Annotated in this window: 18 protein-coding genes, 1 pseudogene and 1 riboswitch; of the genes and pseudogenes, 8 read left to right on the top strand and 11 right to left on the bottom strand. The window is 74.5% G+C overall.

Translation table 11 applies throughout. From position 1 onward, the window contains the following. The first annotated feature begins 153 nt into the window (after nucleotides 1-153). Entirely contained in the window at nucleotides 154-2,586 is a 2,433-nt protein-coding gene (locus ABZ659_RS21890) for a SpoIIE family protein phosphatase (RefSeq protein WP_360222533.1), read from the top strand. A gap of 12 nt (nucleotides 2,587-2,598) precedes the next feature. Here the strand turns inward: ABZ659_RS21890 and ABZ659_RS21885 are convergent, their stop codons facing one another. Then, on the bottom strand, nucleotides 2,599-3,162 hold the full coding sequence (locus ABZ659_RS21885; protein ID WP_360222530.1) for a hypothetical protein: 564 nt from the start codon (nucleotides 3,160-3,162) through the stop codon (nucleotides 2,599-2,601). 288 nt (nucleotides 3,163-3,450) lie between these two features. On the opposite strand from ABZ659_RS21885, the gene ABZ659_RS21880 reads away from it, so the two are divergent. Continuing rightward, entirely contained in the window at nucleotides 3,451-4,290 is an 840-nt protein-coding gene (locus ABZ659_RS21880; RefSeq protein WP_360222527.1) for a helix-turn-helix domain-containing protein, read from the top strand. 7 nt (nucleotides 4,291-4,297) lie between these two features. On the opposite strand, the gene ABZ659_RS21875 is transcribed toward ABZ659_RS21880, so the two are convergent. From ABZ659_RS21875 to ABZ659_RS21855, 5 genes are all read right to left on the bottom strand, one after another. Continuing rightward, nucleotides 4,298-5,137 (bottom strand): ATP-binding cassette domain-containing protein, encoded by an 840-nt coding sequence (locus tag ABZ659_RS21875; RefSeq protein ID WP_360222524.1) that lies wholly within the window; start codon nucleotides 5,135-5,137, stop codon nucleotides 4,298-4,300. Beyond that, nucleotides 5,134-5,883, bottom strand: coding sequence for a cobalt ECF transporter T component CbiQ (cbiQ, locus tag ABZ659_RS21870; protein ID WP_360222521.1), 750 nt, complete (start codon nucleotides 5,881-5,883; stop codon nucleotides 5,134-5,136). The genes ABZ659_RS21875 and cbiQ overlap by 4 nt, the downstream gene beginning before the upstream one ends. A 6-nt stretch (nucleotides 5,884-5,889) precedes the next feature. Beyond that, on the bottom strand, nucleotides 5,890-6,240 hold the full coding sequence (locus ABZ659_RS21865; protein WP_360222518.1) for an energy-coupling factor ABC transporter substrate-binding protein: 351 nt from the start codon (nucleotides 6,238-6,240) through the stop codon (nucleotides 5,890-5,892). Next, entirely contained in the window at nucleotides 6,237-6,947 is a 711-nt protein-coding gene (locus ABZ659_RS21860; protein WP_360222515.1) for an energy-coupling factor ABC transporter permease, read from the bottom strand. Before ABZ659_RS21860 ends, ABZ659_RS21865 begins: the two co-directional genes overlap by 4 nt. Nucleotides 6,948-6,976: 29 nt before the next feature. Continuing rightward, nucleotides 6,977-7,165: riboswitch (cobalamin riboswitch) on the bottom strand. A gap of 215 nt (nucleotides 7,166-7,380) precedes the next feature. Further along, the gene (locus ABZ659_RS21855; protein ID WP_360222512.1) at nucleotides 7,381-8,286 is read right to left on the bottom strand and encodes a hypothetical protein; all 906 of its coding nucleotides are present in this window, start codon (nucleotides 8,284-8,286) and stop codon (nucleotides 7,381-7,383) included. A gap of 305 nt (nucleotides 8,287-8,591) precedes the next feature. Here ABZ659_RS21855 and ABZ659_RS21850 point away from each other — a divergent pair, with 305 nt between their 5' ends. Then, on the top strand, nucleotides 8,592-9,089 hold the full coding sequence (locus tag ABZ659_RS21850; protein ID WP_360222509.1) for a hypothetical protein: 498 nt from the start codon (nucleotides 8,592-8,594) through the stop codon (nucleotides 9,087-9,089). A gap of 57 nt (nucleotides 9,090-9,146) precedes the next feature. On the opposite strand, the gene ABZ659_RS21845 is transcribed toward ABZ659_RS21850, so the two are convergent. Next, entirely contained in the window at nucleotides 9,147-10,307 is a 1,161-nt protein-coding gene (locus tag ABZ659_RS21845; RefSeq protein WP_360222506.1) for a magnesium and cobalt transport protein CorA, read from the bottom strand. Nucleotides 10,308-10,456: 149 nt separating this feature from the next. On the opposite strand from ABZ659_RS21845, the gene ABZ659_RS21840 reads away from it, so the two are divergent. Then, on the top strand, nucleotides 10,457-11,563 hold the full coding sequence (locus ABZ659_RS21840; RefSeq protein WP_360222503.1) for a winged helix DNA-binding domain-containing protein: 1,107 nt from the start codon (nucleotides 10,457-10,459) through the stop codon (nucleotides 11,561-11,563). Between the two features lie 88 nt (nucleotides 11,564-11,651). Here ABZ659_RS21840 and ABZ659_RS21835 read toward each other — a convergent pair whose 3' ends face one another. The 3 genes and pseudogenes from ABZ659_RS21835 to ABZ659_RS21825 form a co-directional block, all read right to left on the bottom strand. Next, nucleotides 11,652-11,813 (bottom strand): hypothetical protein, encoded by a 162-nt coding sequence (locus ABZ659_RS21835; protein WP_360222500.1) that lies wholly within the window; start codon nucleotides 11,811-11,813, stop codon nucleotides 11,652-11,654. A 170-nt stretch (nucleotides 11,814-11,983) separates the two neighbouring features. Continuing rightward, nucleotides 11,984-14,806, bottom strand: coding sequence for a LuxR family transcriptional regulator (locus ABZ659_RS21830; protein WP_360222497.1), 2,823 nt, complete (start codon nucleotides 14,804-14,806; stop codon nucleotides 11,984-11,986). Between the two features lie 148 nt (nucleotides 14,807-14,954). Next, nucleotides 14,955-15,038 (bottom strand): annotated as a pseudogene (locus ABZ659_RS21825) (helix-turn-helix transcriptional regulator); the annotation flags it as partial. Nucleotides 15,039-15,329: 291 nt separating this feature from the next. On the opposite strand from ABZ659_RS21825, the gene ABZ659_RS21820 reads away from it, so the two are divergent. Beyond that, nucleotides 15,330-17,000 carry an AMP-binding protein gene (locus ABZ659_RS21820; protein ID WP_360222494.1) on the top strand — a complete coding sequence of 557 codons (1,671 nt, stop codon included), beginning with the start codon at nucleotides 15,330-15,332 and terminating at the stop codon, nucleotides 16,998-17,000. A 52-nt stretch (nucleotides 17,001-17,052) separates the two neighbouring features. On the opposite strand, the gene ABZ659_RS21815 is transcribed toward ABZ659_RS21820, so the two are convergent. Beyond that, nucleotides 17,053-18,330, bottom strand: coding sequence for an MFS transporter (locus tag ABZ659_RS21815; RefSeq protein ID WP_360222491.1), 1,278 nt, complete (start codon nucleotides 18,328-18,330; stop codon nucleotides 17,053-17,055). Between the two features lie 231 nt (nucleotides 18,331-18,561). Here ABZ659_RS21815 and ABZ659_RS21810 point away from each other — a divergent pair, with 231 nt between their 5' ends. From ABZ659_RS21810 to ABZ659_RS21800, 3 genes are all read left to right on the top strand, one after another. Beyond that, on the top strand, nucleotides 18,562-20,631 hold the full coding sequence (locus ABZ659_RS21810; protein WP_360222488.1) for a prolyl oligopeptidase family serine peptidase: 2,070 nt from the start codon (nucleotides 18,562-18,564) through the stop codon (nucleotides 20,629-20,631). Then, a complete protein-coding gene (locus tag ABZ659_RS21805; RefSeq protein ID WP_360222485.1) occupies nucleotides 20,628-20,798 on the top strand; it encodes a hypothetical protein in 171 nt (56 codons plus the stop codon). Before ABZ659_RS21810 ends, ABZ659_RS21805 begins: the two co-directional genes overlap by 4 nt. A gap of 81 nt (nucleotides 20,799-20,879) precedes the next feature. Then, on the top strand, nucleotides 20,880-22,193 hold the full coding sequence (locus ABZ659_RS21800) for a cytochrome P450 (protein WP_360222482.1): 1,314 nt from the start codon (nucleotides 20,880-20,882) through the stop codon (nucleotides 22,191-22,193). The last annotated feature ends 14 nt before the right edge of the window (nucleotides 22,194-22,207 follow it).

Raw genomic sequence — 22,207 nt, 5'->3', positions numbered from 1 at the left:
CCTCCTCCACCGGTCGGCGGCACCCGCGCGCCCCGGGTTCCGACGACCGCCACTTCCATGCTCCTCCCGCCCCTCCCTTCTTGCCGCACCGGCGGACCGTGCGGATCCGGCGGAGTAGCAGGACGATGGTGCTGTGAAAGAGGGGACCGAGCCATGAACCCCGTGGACCCGGAGCCCGGCGACGCCGGGCGGTTCGACGCGTCCACCGACGCGGTGGCCGTCGTGGCGGGCAGCGGTGTCGTGACGGGCTGGACGCGGGCCGCCGAGGAACTGCTGGGCCGGGCGGCCGGGGAGGTCGTCGGCCGGTCCGCCGGGCGGCTGCTCGCGGGCCCCGGCGACCCGGCGCGGGTGGCGTGGATCGCCGAGCGGTGCCGGGCCGGGATGGGCTGGAGCGGCCAGGCCCCGCTGCGGCACGGCGACGGCCGCCGCGTCCACGTCGACCTGCGCGTCTCCGCGTCCTTCCGGATCGGCGGCACCGAGTGCTTCCTGCTCTCCGCCCGGCAGCCGCGCCAGCGGTGGGCCCTCGGCCAGTCCGTCCTCGACGGGTTCCTCACCCGCTCACCGGTCGGCATGGCGGTGATGGACCTGGACCTGCGCTACGTCTGGCTCAACGACACCCTGGAGGAGTTCGGCGGCATCCCGCGCGAGCAGCGCCTCGGCCACCGCCTCAGCGAACTCCTGCCCGGCCTCCAGGCGGAGGCCATCGAGGGCCTGATGCGCAAGGTCCTGGCGACCGGCATCCCGGTCACCGACTACGAGTACGTCGGCTGGAGCTGGGCCGACCCGCACCGGCGGCACGCCTACTCCACGTCGTTCTTCCCCCTGGTGGACGCCGCCGACGCCATCACCGGCGTCTGCTACATGGTCCTGGACGTCACCGAGCGGTGGAACGCCCGCCAGCTGCTGTCCCTCGTCAACGAGGCCGGGACCAGCATCGGCCGCACCCTCGACGTGCTGCGCACCGCCCAGGAACTGGCCGACTTCGCCGTGCCCCGGTTCGCGGACTTCGTCATCGTCGACCTCCTCGACACCGTCCTCAGCACCGGCGGCCACGACACCTGGCTCCCCGACGCGGGCCCCGCGCACCTGCGGCCGGTGATGCGGCGCGCCGCGCTGAGGTCGGTGCGCGAGGGCGGCCCGGAGGCGGTCGCGGGCGTCGGGGAGCGCGTGGACTTCCTGCCCCCGCCGCACGACGTGCACCTGCTGATCAGCGGCGAGGCCGTCCACATCCCCGTCCTCGACCCCGCCGACGAGCTGTGGCTGGCCCAGGAGCCGCGACGCGCCGCGAACATCCGCGCGTACGGCATCCACTCGCTGATCTCCGTGCCGATGCGGGCCCGCAACACCGCCCTCGGCCTCACCACCTTCATGCGCTCCCTCAACCCCGTCTCCTTCCGGCCCGACGACGTCCTGCTGGCCCGCGAGCTGGTGGCGCGGGCGGCGCTCTGCGTGGACAACGCCCGCCGCTACACCCGCGAGCACACCGCCGCCGTCACCCTCCAGCGCAGCCTCCTCCCGCAGGCCCTCACCGGCGGCACCGCCCTGGAGGTCGCCTCCTCCTACCTCCCCGCGGACGCGCCGGGCGGCGTCGGCGGCGACTGGTTCGACGTCATCCCGCTCTCCGGCGGCCGGGTCGGCCTGGTCGTCGGCGACGTCGTCGGCCACGGACTCGCCGCCGCGGCGACCATGGGACGGCTGCGCACCGCCGTACAGACCCTCGCCGACATGGAGATGCCGCCGGACGACCTGCTGGCCCACCTCGACGACCTGGTCCTCCGGCTCGGCGAGGAGGAACCCGGCGACGGCACCCGTACCCCGCTCCTCGGCGCGACCTGCCTGTACGCCGTCTACGACCCGGTCACCCGGCACTGCACGATGGCCCGCGCCGGACACCCGCCGCCCGTCGTCGTCACCCCCGACGGCACGGTGTCCTTCCCCGAGCCCCCGGCCGGGCCCCCGCTCGGCCTCGGCGGCATGGCCTTCGAGGCGATGGAGGTCGAACTGCCCGAGAACAGCCTCCTCGGCCTCTACACGGACGGCCTCATCGAGGGCGCCGACCACGACATGGGCCGCGGCATGGACCGCCTCGGCGAGGTCCTCGCCCGGCCCGAGCCCGACCTGCGCGCCCTGTGCGAGTCGGTCGTACGGCGGCTGGTCCCCGTACCGCAGGCCGACGACATCGCGCTGCTGCTCACCCGCACCCACGCCCTCGGCGCCGACCACGTCGTCTCCTGGGACGTGCCGGCGGACCCGGCCGCCGTCGCCGACGTCCGGGCCCGCGCCACCCGCCAGGTGGAGGAGTGGGGCTTCTGGGACCTGGCCCTCACCACGGAACTCATCGTGAGCGAACTGGTCACCAACGCCGTCCGCTACGCCGAACCGCCCATCCGCCTACGCCTGCTCCGCGACGCCCGGCTGACCTGCGAGGTATCCGACGCCAGCAGCACCGCCCCCCGGCTGCGCCACGCACGCAGCACCGACGAGGGCGGCCGCGGCCTCTTCCTGGTAGCCCAACTGGCCCACCGCTGGGGCGCCCGGTACACCCCACGCGGCAAGATCATCTGGGCGGAACAGGAGATCAGCTGAGCGGCGGGCCCGCTACTCGACGGTGAACAGGTCGCTGTCGATCTCGCAGGACGCGATCGGCGAGCCCGTCCCGTCACAGCCCTCGGGCAGCGCTCCCCAGACCCAGACCTTGGTGGGGTCCACCGACAGCAACTGGACCCAGGAGGTGTGCCGGGCGAACTGCGTGCTCGGCCGGTTCACCCGCACCGTCGACTCACTGACCGTCTCCGAGGGGTCGTACGGCACGACGTCCGCCCGCGGGGCGATCTCCCTCACCTCACCGTCCGCCCCCCACAGGGACGCCTCCACGAAGCCCGCCAGCTCCGGGCCGTCCGGTACCGGCGGGCACCAGAAGCGGGCCGAGTACGTCAGGTCGGCCGGGTTCCCCTCCGTCCAGTGGGCCCGGACGCCCCAGTCGCACGGGATGACGCCGCCGGTCGGCGTCCCGTCCGCCTTGTCGACCTGGACGGCCTGGAACCCGGACGGCTCCGGCTCGGCGGCCTGCGTGGGGGCGGTGCCCGCGGCGAGCAGCAGGGCGGACGCGCAGAGGGCGACGAGGGCGGGGCGCAGCCGTCGGCGTGCGGAGGTGCGGTGCATGGTGTGCTCCTGTCGGTCGGCAGACGCGGCGGACACGACGAACTGACGTGACGGCGTCTGGGGTTGGCCGCGCACACGTCTCGACGGCGCGGCCCGAACGCGGTCCCGGACGGTTCCGGGGAGCGCGGTGATCCGAGTCTGTGAGGGTCCGTCACCCTTCGCAAGCTTGTCCCGTTTGCTTCACTGATGTCGGGATCCCTAAGGTTCTGACCTGCGGGGACGTAGACGTCCCGGGATTTCGGACGGCCACCGGGAGCACCCGGGCGGCCCGGCGTGGAGGACTCGGAGATGCCCGTCGGCAAGGTCTCCCCGGACGACGACCCGGCACGCGCCCTCGGCGGCGCCCTGCGCGCGCTCCAGCAGCGTTCGGGCCGCACCCTGCGCGCGCTGGAGGACGAGGTGCGGATCAGCGACTCGTCCCTGTCGCGCTACTTCCGCGGCAGCACGGTGCCGCCCTGGTCCACCGTCCGCGACCTCTGCGTCGCCCTGAAGGCGGACCCCACGGAGTACCGGTCCCTGTGGGAGGCGGCCCACCGCAGCCAGCCCGCCGCGCCCCCGCCCCCACCACCCGGACCCGCCGCCGACCCCGCCGCCGACCCCGGCCCCGGCCCCGACCCCGGGCACCGTCCCCGCCACCGCTGGCGGTACGCCGGCGCCGGAGCCCTCGCCGGTGCCCTGCTGGGCGGCGCGCTCACCGCCCTGCTCCTGCCCGCCACCGGCGACCCCGCCCCGGCGGCCGACACCGCTGCCGGCGCCCAGCGGTCCCCCGACGCGGGCCGCATGTTCGTCAACCGTGCCACCGGCGCCTGTCTGGACGACAGCCTGGACCACGGGCTGCGCTCCTACCCCTGCAACGCCCTCAACTACCAGCGGTGGACGGTGGCCACCGCGGACGACGGCACCACCCGGCTCCGCAACCACGCCACCGGAGCCTGCCTCGACCACGGCGACCACGGGCCGCGCCCCGCCGACTGCGGCGAGTACCCCACCCAGCGGTGGACCGTCACCCCGCTGCGGGACCACTCCGTCGAGATCCGCAACGCCGTCACCCACCACTGCCTCACCGACGCCGCCGCCGGCCTGCGCGCCCTGCCCTGCGACCGCACGGACCGTCAGAAGTGGGGCTGAGCCGCCCTCACCCCGCCGCCCCCGCGAGCGCTGCCAGGTCCTCCGCGGTGCGCGGCCCCGCGGCATCCTCCGCCAGCAGGCCCCTCGTGCGCAGCAGCCGGGCCGCCGCGATGCCCCACGGCAGCCGTAGCCCCGCCTGACCGAGCAGGTCGGTGCGGGCCAGCATCCGAGCCGTGGGGCCGGTGTGGGCGCCGGACGGGGTCAGCAGGGCCGCGTCGTCGGCCCAGCGCAGCGCCAGGTCCACGTCGTGGGTGGCCATCACCACCGTCGTCCCCGTGGCCCGCAGCCCGCCCAGGGTGGTCAGCAGCCGCTCCTGCCCGTCCGGGTCGAGACCCGCGGTCGGCTCGTCGAGGATGAGCACCCTCGGCCGCATCGCGACCGCGCCCGCGATCGCGGTCCGCTTGCGCTGGCCGTAGGAGAGCAGATGGGTGGGCCGGTCCGCCAGCGCGGTGATGTCCAGCGCGGCGAGCGCCTCGTCGACCCGGGCGCGCACCTCCGCGTCGGGCAGCCCCAGGTTGAGCGGCCCGAAGGACACGTCCTGGGAGACGGACGCGGCGAACAGCTGGTCGTCCGGGTCCTGCACCACCAGCTGCACGGTCGTCCGCAGCCGGGTCAGCCCCTTCCGGTCGTAGCCGACCGGCCGCCCCTCCAGCGTCAACCGGCCCTCGCGCGGGCGCAGTCCACCGCTCAGCAGCCGCATCAGGGTCGTCTTGCCACTGCCGTTGCGGCCGAGCAGGGCGAGCGCACGCCCCTCGTGGACGTCGAAGTCGAGGCCGCTGAGGACGGTCGGCCCGTCCTCGTAGCCGAAGGACACGCCCCGCAGGGCGACCAGTGCGGGCTCGCTCATGTCAGTGGCCTTTCGAGTACGAGGGTCAGGGCGGCCACGGCCGCGAGCAGGGTCAGGCTGGCGCCGGTGAAGCGTGGGGAGACGCGGGTTTCGGGGAGCAGCACCCGCAGGGAGCCGTCGTAGCCGCGTCCGGCGAGGCCGGTCTGGAGCCGTTGCGCCCGGTCGAAGGCCCGCACGAACGCCGTCGACCCGAGCCCCGCCAGGGACCGCCAGGTCGCCGCGCGGGTGGTGTGGCCGAGCCGGGCGGCCTGCGCGGCGCGGACCAGCCGTACCGAGTCCAGCAGCAGGAAGCTCATCCGGTACGTCACCAGCGCCACGTCGACGACCGGTGCGGGCACCCCGGCCCGCACCAGGCGCGGCAGCAGGTCCGACATCGGTGTGGTGAAGGCGAACAGCAGCACGCCCAGGGACGCCGCCGACGTCCGCAGCAGCAACTCCCCGGCGCGCGCCGGGCCGCCGGCGGCGAGGGAGACGAACCCGTCCGGGCCGCCCACCTGGACGAGCAGGGTGACCGCGCCGGTCGCACAGAAGCCCAGCGGCACCCTGTAGGCCCGCCACAGCTGACGGCCCGGCACCCCGGCCGGGCCGAGCAGCAGCGCCAGCGCGGTCAGCAGCACCAGGGCCGCGCCCGGCCAGGGCGGCAGCGAGATCGCGAGCACCGTCAGACCGAGTCCGAGCACGGCCTTGTCCACGGGATGGCGGCGGCGCCAGCGGCTGCTGTGCGCCGCCGCGTCGATCGGCAGCACCGGCGGTCAGTCCCGTCCGGCGGTGGGGTCGGCGGGTCCGGCGGCCGCGGTCCGGGCCCGCTCCTCGCCCTGGCGCCTGCCCCTGCGCAGCCCGAAGTAGTAGGCGAGGACGCCCGCGCCGAGCGCCGCCTGGAGGGAGAACAGGCCCGACTCGATCTCCCCGGACGGCGGTGTGTACAGCGGGGAGAACCAGGGTTCGTAGTCCGGGTGGTCCTCGGCGATCGCCGACTGCGCCTGGCCGTCGGAGCCGGTGAACGGCTCGTCCTTGTCGTCGCCGAGGCCGAGGGCCAGCGGCAGCACGGCCAGCGCCGCCACCAGCGCGAGGAGTACGAGGTTGATCTTCGCGTTCCGGCTCATCGGGTCACCGCCCCGGTCTCCTGTCGGGCCTGCCGCGTCCGCGCCCCGGTGACCAGCACCCCGAGCCGCGTCAGCTCGCCCTTGCTGGACTGCACCAGCAGCCGCATCACCAGCACCGTCAGCAGCCCTTCGCTCACCGCGAGCGGGATCTGCGTGACGGCGAAGAGGGAGCCGAACTTGCCGAGCGCGCCCGGGAACCCGCTGCTCGGGTCGGGGAAGGCCAGCGCCAGCTGGACGCTGGTGACGCAGTACGTGGACAGGTCGGCGACGAACGCGCCGCCGAACACGGCGCCCATCAGCGGCACGTCGAGGCGGCGCAGCAGCCGGTAGGCGCCGTACCCGGCCCACGGCCCGACGATCGCCATGGAGAAGACGTTGGCGCCGAGCGTGGTCAGCCCGCCGTGCGCGAGCAGCAGCGCCTGGAAGAGCAGCGTGATGGTGCCGAGCACCGCCATCACCGGCGGCCGGAACAGGATGGCGCCCAGACCGGTGCCGGTGGGGTGCGAGCAACTGCCGGTCACCGAGGGCAGCTTCAGCGCGGACAGGACGAAGGTGAAGGCGCCGGACGCCCCGAGGAGCAGGGTGCTCTCGGGGTGCTGCCTGACCTCACGGGTGAGTGACCGGACTCCGTGGACGACGAACGGCGCGGACGCGACACCCCAGGCGATCGCGTGCGCCGGAGGTAGGAAACCCTCGGCTATGTGCATGGCTCAGCAGACCCTCTCCAGCACCTCGTGGATGGTTGACGCGCCTTGGCCGGTCTCCTGGCTGACGGGTACCACCGCCCGCGCTCCGCCTTCCCGGGTCCGAAGAAAGGACCCAGTGGCTGCCCCTGGGGGCTGGAGCCGGACTTCCCGATCACAGTGGCGAGGGCCGCACCGGCATCACACCGGATTTCCCGTTCACCAAGGCGTGGTGACAGTAATCGGCCCCCGGGGGTGGTGACAAGCGGGCATCAGGGGCGCGAATGCGGGCGCACACCCGCACACCGGCGCACTCGGACGCCCGGAGGTGCCCTGTCTCACACTCCGCGTCCCACCCTCGGGCACCCCGGGAGGAGACCCGGTCAAACCGACGGGACCCCGGTCAGCGTCAGGCTGACCGGGGCCCCGTCGTCGGTACGGGGACGGGGCGGGACGCTCAGACGTAGGGCATGAAGGTGGCCACGAAACAGGTCCTCTTCGCCGCCTTCCGCCACCTTCTCGAACTCCGCACAGACCTCCGGCCGATCGAGGCAGGTGAAGGCCTCGTAGCTCTGCACCGGCACCCCGTACGCGGGGTGTTCCGCCGGAGTGTCCCCGGACAGGAGCAGCGGACCGGCTCCGCCCGCACGCGTGCTCCAGCCCGCAGACCGGAGGGACTCCGCGATGTCCTCGACGGGGTCACCGTCCGTGGACACCGAGGGGTGAACGTGAAGGTGAGCGGCCCGTCGGGGGCCCGGTCCAGGACGATGTTCTCCTTCACCCGTCCCGGACCGACCTGGTACGACAGGTCGGCGCCGGACACCGCGTCCTGGTAGGTGACGACGTCGCCCTCGGCGACCGGACGCAGTTCCCCGGCCTGCGGAAGGCCGACGGTGACGGCGTGCCCGTCCGCCGACTCCACCCGCAGCAGCCGCTCCGCGTCCACACCGAACCAGCTGCGCGTCGCGTTGCTGGTGTTGGAGAACTCGAATCCCCTACGGTCGCTTTCCCGGACCGTGGTGTCGATGTCCTTCCAGGACTTACCGGACCGGTAGCCGGTCGGCGTGGCCGAGACCTCCGCCTGCACGCGTCCGTCGGAAAGCTGCCAGAAGCGGGCATTCGCACTGCGACGACCGCTGAGTTCCTTGACGCGCTTGGCCTTGGGGGCGTTCTTTCCCTTGGGCAGTTTCTGCCGGTCGGCTATCCCGGCCTCGTCGTGCGAGGGCGGCTCGGGAGCGTCGGTGTCGTCGCCGGTGAACCAGCTTCTGACGGTGTCGACGACTCCCTCGCCGTCATCGCCGTCCGACGTCGTTGCTGCGTAGGCGAGTTGGGGCAGCGCGGTGCTCATCACCGCGGCCGCCACCAAGCAGGCCGTAACGCTTCCCAGTCTGGGTCTCACGCCAAACCTTTATCTTGGAACCTGGCTGAAAATGCCGTTCCCCAGACGTGTCCCTGGTGCCAGGAAAATGCCAGGGGAATGACGCCGGAATTCTTAGTCAGCTGACTGATGCCAAGTCAATCGATGAGACTGTCCAGGCAGTTGGCGGCAAAACGGCAATGCGTTGTCTGAATTGTCCGCACAGTGGCGGGCGGGTGTCGGCGTCAGGTATAAAGCCCCCGGTCGTCGCCCGGAGACGGGGCGAATTGCTATGCGGAGGGGAAATTCCCATGGACGTCACGGAACGGACGGCGACGGGGCCCGAGCCCGAGTCGGAGCCCTCATCCGGGCCCGACGGGTCCAGGTCCCCAGCCGGGCGGCCCGACCGCTCGGGGCTGAAGATCGCCGGGGGGGTACTCGCCGCGTGCGCGGTGCTCGTCGGCTACGGGATCACGGCCGGAACCGGCGGGGACGACGACGAGCCGGAGCGCAAGGTCCCCACCGCCGCGGTGACCTACGAGGTGACCGGCACCGGCACCGCCGACATCACCTACCAGGCCCGCAGCGAGTCCGGTAAGGCGGTGGTCGTCAGGTCCGCCACCTTGCCGTGGCGCAAGACCGTCGACGTGCCCCTGGGCCGGGAGGCGGTCGTCTCCATCACCCTCGGCGAGCAGGGCGGCGAGGCCCGCTGTGCCGTCGCCGTCCGTGGCAGGCACGTCCAGGGCGCCACGGCGGCGGGCGAGTTCGGCCGCGCCACCTGCTCCGGTGACCTGCCCCGGCGGAGCTGATCCCCGGCTCCGGCGCGGGCGTCCGCGCCCGTGGGGCGCCGGTCGGCCTCCGGGCGCCTACAGCCAGCCGCGCCGTTTGAAGACGACGTACAGGCTGACGCAGACCACCCCCATCAGGGCGATCGCGAAGGGGTAGCCGAACAGCCAGTGCAGTTCGGGCATGTGGTCGAAGTTCATGCCGTAGATCGTGCCGACCAGGGTCGGCGCGAAGAGGATCGCCGCCCAGGCCGAGATCTTCTTCAGCTCCTCGTTCTGCGCGAACCCCGCCTCCGCCAGCGCCCGCATCTCCGCGTTCTGCTGCTGGGTCACCAGGGTCGCGTTGACGGTCAGGATGTCGGTGAGGGCCTGCCGGAAGCCGTCGACGCGTTCGCTGGTGTGCGTGACGTGGTCGGCGACGTCCCGCAGGTAGCGCTGGAGCTCCTCGTCGGTGCCGTACTTGGCGAAACCCGCCATCAGGCCGTGCAACATGCCGACCAGGGGGCGCGTGGAGCGCTGGAACTCCACCATCTCGCGGGAGAGTTCGTAGATGCGGCGGGAGACCTCGGGGTCGCCGCGGAAGACCTCGGTCTCGATCTCGTCGATGTCGTTCTGGACGCCCTCGACGACCGGCGCGTAGCCGTCGACCACCGCGTCCAGGATGGCGTACAGCACCGCCTCGGGACCGAGGCGCAGCAACTCCGGGGTCTCCTCCATGCGGTGGCGCACGGCGGACAGGTCGGGGGCGCCGCCGTGCCGCACCGTGAGCACGAAGTCCGGGCCGACGAAGACGTGCAGCTCGCCGAAGTCGACCTCCTCGGGGGCGTCGAGGTAGCGGGCGGCGCGCAGCACGACGAAGAGGGTGTCGCCGTAGCGTTCCAGCTTCGGGCGCTGGTGGGCCTCCATCGCGTCCTCCACCGCGAGCGGGTGCAGGTCGAACTCGGCGGCCAGCGAGAGCAGTTCGACGTCGGTGGGGCGGGCGAGCCCGATCCACGCCATGCCGGCGGGGTGCTCGCGCAGCTCACGGTAGGTCTCCGCGAGGGTGCCCGGGGAGGAGACGCGGACGCCCTCCCGGTACAGGGCGGCCTCCACGACGCTGACCGGCTCCGGCGGCGACGGCTCGGGCGGTGCCTCGGGCGGCGCCGGGGGAGCCTGCCGCGGGGGCCGCTCCGCGGGCCGCGACCGCCGCCAGCCCGGCCTCAGGACGCTCTTCGCGCCGGGACGGTCACGTCGCTCGGGCATCACGGCTGCCTTCCGGTGGGGGCCGACGTCAGGGTGATCAACGAGCAGGATATACGGGGCGAAACGTACGACGGGGGTGTCCGAGCCGCGCCCCGCCCTTGCCGCATATAGGTCAGGAACTGTCCGCCATCCGCGCTAGCGTGCGGAGCATGACGAAGACGGCCCCGGCGGCGCCCCTGCTCAGCACCCGTGCCCTCAACCGAGCCACCCTCGCCCGCCAACTGCTGCTGCGCCCCGCGCGGCGTACCGCGCTGGACGCCGTCGGGCATCTGCTCGGGCTCCAGGCTCAGAACGTGCGGCCCCCGTACCACGCGCTCGCCGCCCGCCTGGAGGGGTTCCGGCCGGAGGAGCTGTCCCGGCTGATGGCCGACCGCGCCGTCGTCCGGATCGTCACCCTGCGGTCGACCATCCACACCCACACCGCCGACGACGCCCTCACCCTGCGGCCCCTGGTGCAGCCCGCCCGGGACCGGGAGATCAACCTCTTCCGCAAGGGGCTCACCGGCGTCGACCTCGACCGGCTCGCGGGGCTCGCCCGGGACCTCGTGGAGGCCGGGCCGCGCACCATGGGGCAGCTGCGGGAGGCGCTGGGCGCCGAGTGGCCGGACGCCGACCCGCGGTCCCTCGCCGTCGCCGCCCGCTGCGCGCTGCCGCTCGTCCAGGTCACCCCGCGCGGACTCTGGGGCCGGAGCGGCCAGGTCGCGCTCACCACCGTCGAGCACTGGCTGGGCCGCCCCGCCGAGCCCGCGCCCGCCCCGGAGGACGTCGTACGGCGCTACCTCGCCGCGTTCGGCCCGGCGTCCGTGAAGGACATGCAGACCTGGTCGGGACTGACCCGGCTGCGGCCCGCCTTCGAACGGCTCCGCCCCGAACTGCTCACCTTCCGCGACGAGCACGGCACCGAACTCCTCGACCTGCCCGACGCGCCGCGCCCCGACCCGGACGCGGAGGCGCCGCCCCGGCTGCTGCCCGAGTTCGACAACCTGCTGCTGTCCCACGCCGACCGGACCCGTGTCGTGCCCGCCGAGTACCGGGGCCGCACCTGGCAGGGCAACGTGGCCTACCCCACGTTCCTCGTCGACGGCTTCCTCGCGGGCGTGTGGCGGTCGCGCGACGACGCCCTCGTCATCGAGCCGTTCGGCCGCCTGACCGCCGTACAGCGCGCGGCGGTCACCGCGGAGGCGGAGCGGATGCTGGGGGTGCTGCGCCCCGGGGAGCCGTACGACGTGCGCTTCGGGACCGTCGTCGAGCGCTGAGACGGCGGGGGCGACGGCATGGAGAGGGGGCGCTGCGGGCCGCTCGTGGAGGCCCGCAACGCCCCCTGGTATTTCACCTGAGGGGTACTCAGGAGCCTGGGGCCGGTGACTGACCGGTCTGGAGGCGAGCTGTGGGTGGCGTGCCGTGCCGGGGGAGGGGGCGCGCACCCGGCAGACGCGGGGCGGCGGTGGCGAGCGCCGTCACCGCCTCGCGTCCGACGGTGTTCCTGGCGCTGTCGAGCCCGGACATGGATCTCCTCGGTGGCCGGTGGGGGGTCGCCCGGGGTGCAGGCCCGGGCGAGCGGCACGTCCCTTACGCTAAGGCCGCCGTCAGCGCGCACCCAATGAGGGAACCCCCTAGAAGGGGAGGGGAGTTGGCAGGGAAAACCCTCGGTCCCGGACGGCAAACCTTCGTTGTGGTCAGCGCGGCTGGCGGCCCGCCGCCAGCCGGACCAGGTCCACCCGGGAGCGTATGCCCAGCTTGCGGTAGACCCGGGTGAGGGTGGCCTCGACCGTCTTCACGCTGATGAACAGCCGCGCCGCGATCTCCCGGTTGGTGGCGCCCTCCATCACCAGCGCCGCGACCTGGCGCTCCATCGCCGCCAGGCCCTCCAGCACGGCGGGCGGCGCGGGCGCGGGCGGCGGCGCCACCGGCTCCGGCGTGCCCGCGGCGACGGCCGCGTCCACCTGCCGCAGCCACGGCAGCGCCCGGCACCGCCGGAACAGCCGCGCCGCCTCCTCGTACGACGACGGCACCGCACCCGGCCGCAGGGCGCGCAGCCGCGCCAGTTCGAACGCGGCCCGCGCCTCCTCCAGGCCGTACCCCAGCTTGGCGAGCCGGTCCTGAACCGACGTCAGCTGCGCCAGCGCCGCGTCGACGTCGCCGTGCGCGGCGCGCACCAGCGCCTCGGCCCGGTCCAGGACGGCCAGCACGCTCTCCCGGTCCAGCCGCAGCGCCTGCTCACGCGTGACGTCGATGACGTCCTGCGCCTCCCCGGTCTCCCCGATCCGCACCAGCGCCTCCGCGAGGTCGCCCTGCCACCGCCCGCGCGCCGGGTCGGTCACCCCGAGTCCCACCTCAAGGACCCGGACCCGGCGCAGCGACCGGGCCGCGCCGACCGCGTCCCGCGCGACCAGCTGGGCGTGCCCGAGCGCCGCCAGCGCCCGCGACAGGTACACCGTGTCGCCGTCCTCCTCGGCGTGCGACACCGCCTCCTGGGCCAGCGTCAGCGCCCGCCCGGCGTCCCCGCCCCCGGCCTCCGCCAGCGAGGTCAGCATCGCGGACGCGCCCTCGCCGATCCCGCAGTCCCGGGCGAGTCTGAGCCCCTCGCGGGCCAGGTCGAGGGCCCGGCCGCAGTGTCCGGAGCGCAGTTCGGTGTCGGCGAGGAAACGCAGGAAGTGCACCTCGGACTCGACCATGCCGCGCCGCCGCACCTCCCGCAGCAGCGCGGTGACGGTGGTGCGGGCCTCGGTGAGCTGGTCGCCCATCAGCAGCCAGCGGAACCGGGCGGCGCCGGCGCCGTTGTGGTGGCAGGCCACCTGCGGGTCCTGCGGTTCGCGCAGCGCCCGTTTGATCGTCAGGGGCGCGTCCGGGTGGCCCATCAGGGTCTCCGTCTGCGCCTGGAAGGCCAGCGCCAGCAGCTCGGTGCGCCGGTCGCCGCCGCGGGCGGCCAGCTCGGCGGCGTGCGCGGCCTCGTGCCGGGCCTCCGCGAAGTCGCCCTCGACCATCAGCCCGCGCCACGCCAGCTGGTAGTGGACCGGCGCCAGCAGCCGCGGGTCGTCGCCCGCGTCCGCGAGGGCCTGCGGGAAGACGGCGTCGACCTCGCCGAGCGCCTGTCCGGCGGCCTCGATGACGACCATCCAGGCGCCCACCCGCTCGGCGGAGGCGGTGGCCCGGGTGAGCACCTCGTGGGCGATGTCCCGCGCCAGGTCCACCTCGCCGGCGAGCAGCGCGTCCTCGGCGGCCTGGAGCCTGCGCCCGTCGGGTCCCGGCACGCCGTGCGCCGGGGTGTGCCGGGCCGCGAGCAGGCCCAGCGACGCGGCGACCGAGGGCGCCCCGCGGTCCCGGGCCAGCGCGGCGGCCTCGGCGAGCCGGGCGGCCACCTCGGGGTCGGCGCCGGTGGTGGCCAGCGCCAGGTGCCGGGCGCGTTCGATCGGGTCGGAGGCGGCGCGGGACAGCGCGGCGTGCGCGGCCCGGCGCTGCTGCCCGGTCGCCTCGGCGTACAGCGCGGCCGAGATCAGCGGGTGCGCGAACCGTACGGCGGGACCCTCCGGCTCCGTCGCCAGCAGCCCCAGCTCCGCCGCGCGGGCGGTCTCCGCCTCGGCGTCCTCCCGCCCGGCGGCGTGCAGCAGGGCCAGGGTGGGGCGGGCGCCCGCGCTGGCGACCAGCAGGGTGTGCCGGGCACCCGGCGGCAGCATCTGGAGGCGGCTGAGGACCAGCGCCCGCAGCGAGGTCGGCACCGGCAGCGGCTCACCGGGCCGCGGCGGCGTGGGGCTCTCGGCGAGCGCCCGGCCCAGTTCGAGGGCGAACAGCGGGTTGCCGCCGCTGGTGCGGTGGATGTCCCGGACGGTGGAGCGGGACAGCCCGCCGTAGCCGCGCTGCTCCAGCAGCCCGGACACCTGGGCCCGGGTCAGCGGGCCGAGCCGCAGCGCGAGCGTGTCCGGCGGGGAGGCGCGCAGGTGGCGGTCGTACTCCTGGCCCTCGGTGCGGACCGCGCACAGCATCCGCACCGGGGTGTCGCCCAGGCGGCGGGCGGCGAAGCCGAGGAGTTCGGCGCTGGCCGGGTCCAGCCACTGGAGGTCGTCGGCGACCAGCAGGACGGGCCCGTCGGCGGCGAGGGCGCGCAGCGCCGACAGCACCGCGAGCCGCAGGGCGAGGCCGTCACGCTGGAGCGTGGACTCGCCACGGCCGGTGAGCGCCGACTCCAGCGCGGTGCGCTGCGCGGGGGGCAGCTTCCCGGCCACCTCGCCGAGGACCAGACCGAGCAGATCGGCCAGCGCCAGGAACGGCAGATGGGATTCGGACTCGGTCGCCGAGCACCGCAACACGGTCCGGGCGCCCTCCCCGTATTCCGCCGCCAATGCCCGCAGCACATGCGACTTTCCTATTCCGGCCGGGCCGTGCAGCAGGACGCTGCCGCCTCGGCCGAGCTGCTCACGCGCGGCCGTGAACAGCTCCTCCCGGCCGATGACCAGGTCGGGGCGGCGTCGGCCAGACTCCTGGAAGTCCCGTCGCACGGTCACCGCTCCCTCCGTGTGTGTGGTCGGCCAAATTCTAGGCAACCGAACGTTGAAATTCGGAGGGCGGAGGTGGTGAGGCTAATAACAGGGGCCGAGTACACCGGCTGAGCGGAGCGAAATTCTCCGGCCATCGGTCGAATAACGGGAAGAGTTACGGCAGCACCCCCGCCCGGCGCGCCGCGACGACCGCCGCACCCCGGGTCCGGGCGCCCGACCCGCGCATCGCGGAACGCAGGTCGGGCCGCAGCGCGGCCCCGTCCGCCGCCCCGAGCACCGGTCCGTCCGTCGCCCCGAGCGCCGGTCCGTCCGTCGCCCCGAGCGCCGTCCCCCACGGGGATCCGCCCGCCGTCCCCTCCACCGTGCCGCCCGGCTCCCTTGCCACGTGCTCGTCCTTCCCGCGCCCTTCGCACCCACCGCGCCGCCCGCCGCACCGCGCTTCCCCCCGTTCGGGGGTGGTAAGACCGGCATCACGGATTACACGATGTCCCAGAGCCGCCCGGCAATGGTCCGGTACCTAGGAGGACAGATGACGACACCCACGGAGGAGTTCCGCAGAGCACGGGACTTCCTGCTGGAACACCGCGCGGACTACGCCGCCGCCTACGAGGGCTTCACCTGGCCCCGCCCCGAACGGTTCAACTGGGCGCTCGACTGGTTCGACGCCGTCGCGGACGGCAACGACCGCACCGCCCTGCACATCGTCGAGGAGGACGGCACCGAGACGCTGCGGTCCTTCGCCGAGCTGTCCGACCGCTCCGACCGGGTCGCGCGCTGGCTGCGTGGGCTCGGGGTGCGCGCCGGGGACCGGGTGCTGGTGATGCTGGGCAACCAGGCGGAGCTGTGGGAGCTCGCGCTCGCCGCGATGAAGCTGCGCGCGGTCGTCATCCCGGCCACCCCGCTGCTCGGCCCCGCCGACCTGCGCGACCGCGTCGACCGGGGCGCCGTCCGGCACGCCGTCGTACGGCACGCCGACACCGGCAAGTTCGCCGACGTCCCCGGCGACTACACCCGGATCTCCGTCGGCGGCGCCCCCGTGGGCTGGGAGCCGTACGAGGAGGCGTACGCCGCGCCCGCCGGGTTCACCCCCGACGGCCCCACCAGCGCCGCCGACCCCCTGATGCTGTACTTCACCTCCGGCACCACCGCCCGCCCCAAACTCGTCGAGCACACCCACGCCTCCTACCCCGTCGGGCACCTGGCGACCATGTACTGGATCGGCCTCAGGCCCGGAGACGTACACCTGAACATCTCCTCGCCCGGCTGGGCCAAGCACGCCTGGTCCAACCTGTTCGCGCCGTGGAACGCGGAGGCGACGGTCTTCCTGCACAACTACACCCGCTTCGACGCCGCCCGCCTGATGGCCGAGATGGACCGCGCGGGCGTCACCACGTTCTGCGCCCCGCCGACCGTGTGGCGGATGCTCATCCAGGCCGACCTGAGCCAGCTGCGCACCCCGCCGCGCGAGGCCGTCGCCGCCGGTGAGCCGCTCAACCCCGAGGTCATCGAGCAGGTCCGGCGGGCCTGGGGCGTCACCATCCGGGACGGCTTCGGCCAGACCGAGACCGCCGTGCAGGTCTCCAACAGCCCCGGCCAGCCCCTGAAGACCGGCTCCATGGGCCGCCCCAGCCCCGGCTACCGGGTGGAACTCCTCGACCCCGCCACCGGCGCGCCCGGCGCCACCGAGGGCGAGATCGCGCTCGACCTCGCCGCCCGCCCCGTCGGCCTGATGACCGGCTACCACGGCGACCCGGAGCGCACGGCGGAGGCCATGGCGGACGGCTACTACCGCACCGGCGACGTCGCCTCCCGCGACGAGGACGGGTACCTCACCTACATCGGGCGCAGCGACGACGTCTTCAAGGCGTCCGACTACAAGATCAGCCCCTTCGAGCTGGAGAGCGCCCTGCTGGAGCACGAGGCGGTCGCGGAGGCCGCCGTCGTCCCCGCGCCGGACGAGCTGCGCCTCGCCGTACCCAAGGCGTACGTCGTCCTCGCGGAGGGCTGGGAGCCCGGCCCCGACACCGCCAAGGTGATCTTCGAGCACTCGCGCGAGACCCTGGCGCCGTACAAGCGCGTCCGGCGGCTGGAGTTCGCCCCGCTGCCCAAGACCGTCTCCGGCAAGATCCGCCGCATCGAACTGCGCGAGGCCACGGCGGCGGGCTCGGACGCCGAGTACCGCGAGGAGGACTTCCGGTGAACTCCGCCGCCGCGTGACCCTCGTCGACCGGAGGTCCGCTCGGAAGACCAGGTCAGTCCGGGCCCCCGGTGGCCCGGAGGCGGCGCAGCGCCAGGATCAGGTTGCCGCTGCCGAACGTGGCGAGCGCGGCGACGCCCCACAGCGTCGCCGCGACACCGGCCCGGTCCAGCGCGGCGCCCGCGGTGAGGAAGCCCAGCGGTCCGGCCAGGGTGCTGATCGTGACCACGGCCTGGAGCACCTTGGGCCCGAAGCCGTCCGGCAGCCGGGCGGAGAGCAGGCCCATCAGCGGCGCGTTCGCCAGGGGCGCGGCGGCCGACGACAGGCCGACGGCGACGACGAGCACGCTGGCCGGCACGGGTACCAGGAGCGCCCACAGGGGCAGGGCGACGAGGACCAGGGCCGTACAGGCGAGTCGTACGGGGGCGACCCGGGCCGCCAGCACATAGGCGGTCACCGAGCCCGCCAGGCCACCCGCGCCCAGGGCGGCGATCAGCAGGCCGCCGACCCTGGCGTCCCCCTCGTACCGGACGAACGCCAGCACCGGCATGGTGATCATCAGGGTCCGCAGCATCAGCCCGAACACCACCGTGGACAGCATCGCCCGCCTCAGGAACCAGTCGCCGCACAGGTGCCGCACCCCCGCCCACAGCCCGCGCGGCCCGGCCCCGGGCCCTCCCGCCCCGGCACGCCCCGCCGGGACCCGGCGCAGCAGCAGCAACCCGGAGAACGCGAACGAGGCCGCGTCCAGCCACACCACCGACGTGGTCCCCACCAGCGGGATCAGCGCGCCGGCGAGCGCCGGTCCGGCGAACGCCGAGCCGTTCTGCACACCTTCCAGCGCGCTGTTGGCGCGGGCCAGCGAGCGGGCGTGCGGGCTCAGCAGTTCCATCGCCAGCACCCGCTGCGCCGCGTGGTACGGAACGGCCAGCGTCCCGAGCGCCGTGACGATCGCCACCAGGACGGCCAGGTTGAGCGCGCCCAGGGCCTGGAGCAGCGGGATCAGCGCCACCACCGGGGCGCGGGCGAGATCGGAGACGACCATGGTGCGGCGGGCGCCCAGGCGCTGGATGACCTCCCCGCTCGCGAAGCCGAACAGCGCCATGGGCAGCACCTGGGCCGCGAAGACCAGGCCCGCCCGGGTGGCCGAGCCGGTGGTCTCCAGCACCAGCCAGGGCAGCGCGAGCAGGGTCATCTGGGTGCCCAACGCCGTCACCGCGCCCGCGACGTAGACCGCCGCCAGCGTACGGCTCGGCCTGCCACCCGCTGTGCCGTTCGGCGCTCCGCCAGGTGGGACGGGGGTCGCGCCGTGTCGGGCCGCCGCGATCGTCATCGAGTCGCCCCTCTCTCTTCGATGGGTCCGGGCCATTCAGTCGCCCCCGCACCCTGTCGCCGTCCCGCCGTCCGCCGCCAGGGAAGGACCGGCAGTGGCTCACTGCCGGTGCCGCTGCGCTTTCTTCCCTGCCACGCCGCCCGCTGGTCCGGCAGTGTGAGGGCCGTCGGAGCCCAGCACAGCCGGGGCCACCGGCGGCGGAAGCGGACACCAGCGGAGGGAGGGACGGCGATGAGCGGCGGTATCGGACCGGCGGTGCACGTCCCGTCCTTCGCGGCCCGCGACGGACGGCGAGCGGTCGAGACCCGGTACGTGGACGGTCTCCCGCAGATCGTGACCTGGGACCTGACGACGGGTCAGCGCCGCCAGGCGACCACCGCGCCGCTGGGTGCGGAGACCGCCGCCATCGAGCCGGACGGCCACGGCCTGTGGTGGTTCGACGCCGACCCCGGCGGTCAGGGCCGCTGGCTGCGTGTGCCGTTCGAGGGCGGGCACCCGCGCCCGGCGCTCGACGGCGTACCCGTCGGGCGGATGCACGGCCTGGCCTTCGACGCTCGGAGCGGCCTCGCCGCCGTCGGCGTCGGGGTCGCGGACCGCTCGCGGTACTACCTCGGCCGCCCGGGCGAGCACGCCCGCCTGGTGGCCGACGAGCCCGGCTACGCGGCCGTGGTGGACCTGGCCCCCGGCGGCCGACTGCTGGCCACCGCAGGGCACCCGACCGGACCGGCCGCGGTCCGGCTGTGGTCCCCGGCCTCCGGCGCCCTCGTGGACACCATCCCCGGCGAGACGGGGGATGGCGACGGCGGCGCGGTGTGGGCGCTGGGTTTCCGCCCCGACCTCACCACCGCACGCCCCGAACTGCTGCTCGTCCTCGAACGCGCGGGCCGCTACACCCTGGCCTGCTGGCGGCAGGGCGAAGGGCTCCGCACACACGGCCCCGGCTCCGCCCTCGACTTCGACACGGAGATCACCGCCTGCTGGTACGGTCCCGGCCGCACGGCGCTGGTCCAGCAGGACCGGGCGGGACGCAGCCGCCTGCTCCGCGCCGACCTCGACCGCGGGACGACGACGGTGCTTCCCACACCCGAGGGCACGATCATCGACTTCTCCTGCGCACCCGACGGCACGGTCCACTGCCTGTGGAGCCGCGACGGGGAACCGCCCCGGCCGCTGACCTGCCACGCGGAGAACTCGGAAAGCCGGGAGGGCGAGGAAAGCCAGGACGGCGAGGAAAGCCGGGAGGGCGAGGAAAGGCAGGCAGGCCAGGCAGGCCAGACAGGCCAGGGACACCCGGAACAGTCAGGTCGCTCCGGTGGCTCCGGCCATCCCGGTGGCTCCGGCCGTTCCGGTAGCCCCGGCCACTCCAGCCTTTCCGGCCACTCCACGACAGCCGCACGCCGCACGTCGCACGCCGCGACGACCGGGTCCAGCCGCCGTGAGCTGTGGACACCCCGGCCGTACGGGCGCATCCACAGCTTCGTGGCCACCCCGCCCGGCCGCGGGCCGGGCCCCCACCGCCCCTGGCCGACGGTCTTCCTCGTCCACGGCGGGCCCCACACCCACGACCGGGACGCCTACGACGCCCGGACCGAGGCCCTGGTCCGGGCCGGGTTCGCCGTGGTGCGCGCCAACTACCGGGGCTCGACCGGCTACGGCCCCCGCTGGCGGGACGACTTCGGCCACCGGGTCGGCCTCGCGCAGCTCGAAGACCTCGCCGCGGTGCGCGGCCACCTCATCGACGCGGGAGTCTCGGAGCCGGGCCGTACCGGCCTGTGCGGCTACTCCTGGGGCGGTTATCTGACGCTGCTGGCGATGGGCGTCCAGCCCCGGCTGTGGGACGTGGGGCTGGCCGTCGCCCCGGTGGCCGACTACACCGCGGCGTACCGGGCGACGACGCCAGCGCTGCGGGAGGTCGACGACCGCCTCTTCGGCGGCACCCCCGAGCAGGTGCCGGACCGCTATCGCGCGGCCTGCCCGATGACCTATGTGGACCACGTACGCGGCCCGCTCTTCCTCGCCGCCTCGGCGGACGACGAGAAGTGCCCCCCGGAACAGATCGAGCGCTATCTCGCCGCGCTGCGGCGCCGCGACGTCCCGCACCGCGTCCGGTGGCTCGGCGGCGGACACGACGTGGGCCGTGACCCGGCCGGACACGCCGCCGCCTGGGCCGCCATGGTGCGCTACGCCGACGACGCGCTGCGCGCCTCCCCCAGAACCGCCGACCGCCGCCAGCACGGGCGGACCGGCTCGCACCACCCCGTCCACCACACCGAGGAAACCGAAGAGAGGACCATCCCATGAAGCGTCACGGACTGCGCGTCGACCCCCTCAGTGCCACCGAGCGGGAGCGCGGGATCATCATCCACCCGGGGCCCGAGACCGCGCTGGGCAAGGCGGTCCCGGTCCGGCCGAACCGCCCGGCACGGACCCGCACCACCTGCACGGAGAAGAAGTCGCCCGTGCAGTGAGCCCAGGCAGTGCCGTAGCGGGGTGCCACCCCCGGCACCCCGCCGCGGCGCAGGCCGCACCGGTGAGGACAGGAAGACCCCATGACCACAGCCACCGCAGCGACGGCAGCACCCCGGACGAACAGCCCCCGGCCGGAGGACCAGCGACCGCGGAAGCAGCCGCCGGAGACGGCGGAACCCCGCCAGAGCCCGCCGACGTTCCTCAGCGACCCGTACCCGACCCTGGCCGCGATGCGGGAAGCGGCCCCCGTCTCCGTGCTGCACAGCGACGGCGGCCTGCGGCTGTGGATCATCCCGCGCTACGCCGACGTCCGGGCCGCGCTCTTCGACCGCCGCTTCGCGCAGGATGCGCGGCGCGCCCAGGCCCTGGCCGACAGCAGGTTCGAGGGTGTCCACCTGGGCGCCGAGATCACCCACATGCTCAGCAGCGATCCGCCCGACCACACCCGCCTCCGCCGCGTCGTCCAGGCGGCGTTCAGCCGCAGGCGGGTCGAGGCGATGCGGCCGATGGTCGAGCGCATCACCCGCGAACTCCTCGACGGGCTGGACGCGGTCGCCGCGCGACCCACGACCAGCGGCACCACCGCCACGGTCGACCTGATACGTGACTTCGCCTTCCCGCTGCCGATCCTCGTCGTCTGCGAACTGCTCGGCTTTCCGCGCGAGGACCGCGACCTCTACCGGACGTGGTCGACCGCCATCGTCACCCGGGAGGGCGACCACGAGGCGTTCCGGCGGGCCGTCCAGGAGATGGGCGCGTACGTCCTGGCCCTCGCCGACCGGCGGCTCCGCCGCGACGACCGTCCCGCCGATCTGCTCACCGACCTGCTGGCGGCCCGCGAGCGCGGGGAGCTGACGGACGACGAGATCGTGGGCATGGTCGCCCTGCTGCTGATCGGCGGGCACGAGACCACCGTGAACCTGCTGGGCACCTCCTGCCTCGCGCTGCTGCGCGATCCCGGCCAGGCCGCCTGGCTGCGCGCCGATGCCACCCGGATGCCCGGGGCGGTCGAGGAGTTCCTGCGCTACGACTCCCCGATCTGCATGGCCACCACCCGCTTCACCACCGAGCCGGTGGACGTCGGCGGGGTGGAGATCCCGGAGGACGAGTTCGTGCTGCTGTCCCTCGGCGCGGCCAACCGCGACCCGGCGCGCTTCGAGGACCCCGACCGCCTCGTCCTCGACCGCCGGGACGCGGGCCACCTCGCCTTCGGCGGTGGCATCCACCGCTGTCTCGGGGCCCTGCTCGGCAAGCTGGAGGCCGAGACCGCGCTCACCGCGCTCCTCGCCCGCTTCCCCGGGATGACCCTGGCCGGCCAGGAGCGCGACCTGCGCTGGCGCGACACGATGATGCTGCGCGGCCTGGAGTCGCTGCCGGTCACCCCGCGCCGCTGACCCCACCCCGACCG

The organism is Streptomyces sp. NPDC006997 (assembly GCF_040635175.1).
In the GTDB taxonomy this organism is placed as follows: domain Bacteria; phylum Actinomycetota; class Actinomycetes; order Streptomycetales; family Streptomycetaceae; genus Streptomyces.
This window is presented reverse-complemented; position numbering and strand designations above follow the sequence as displayed.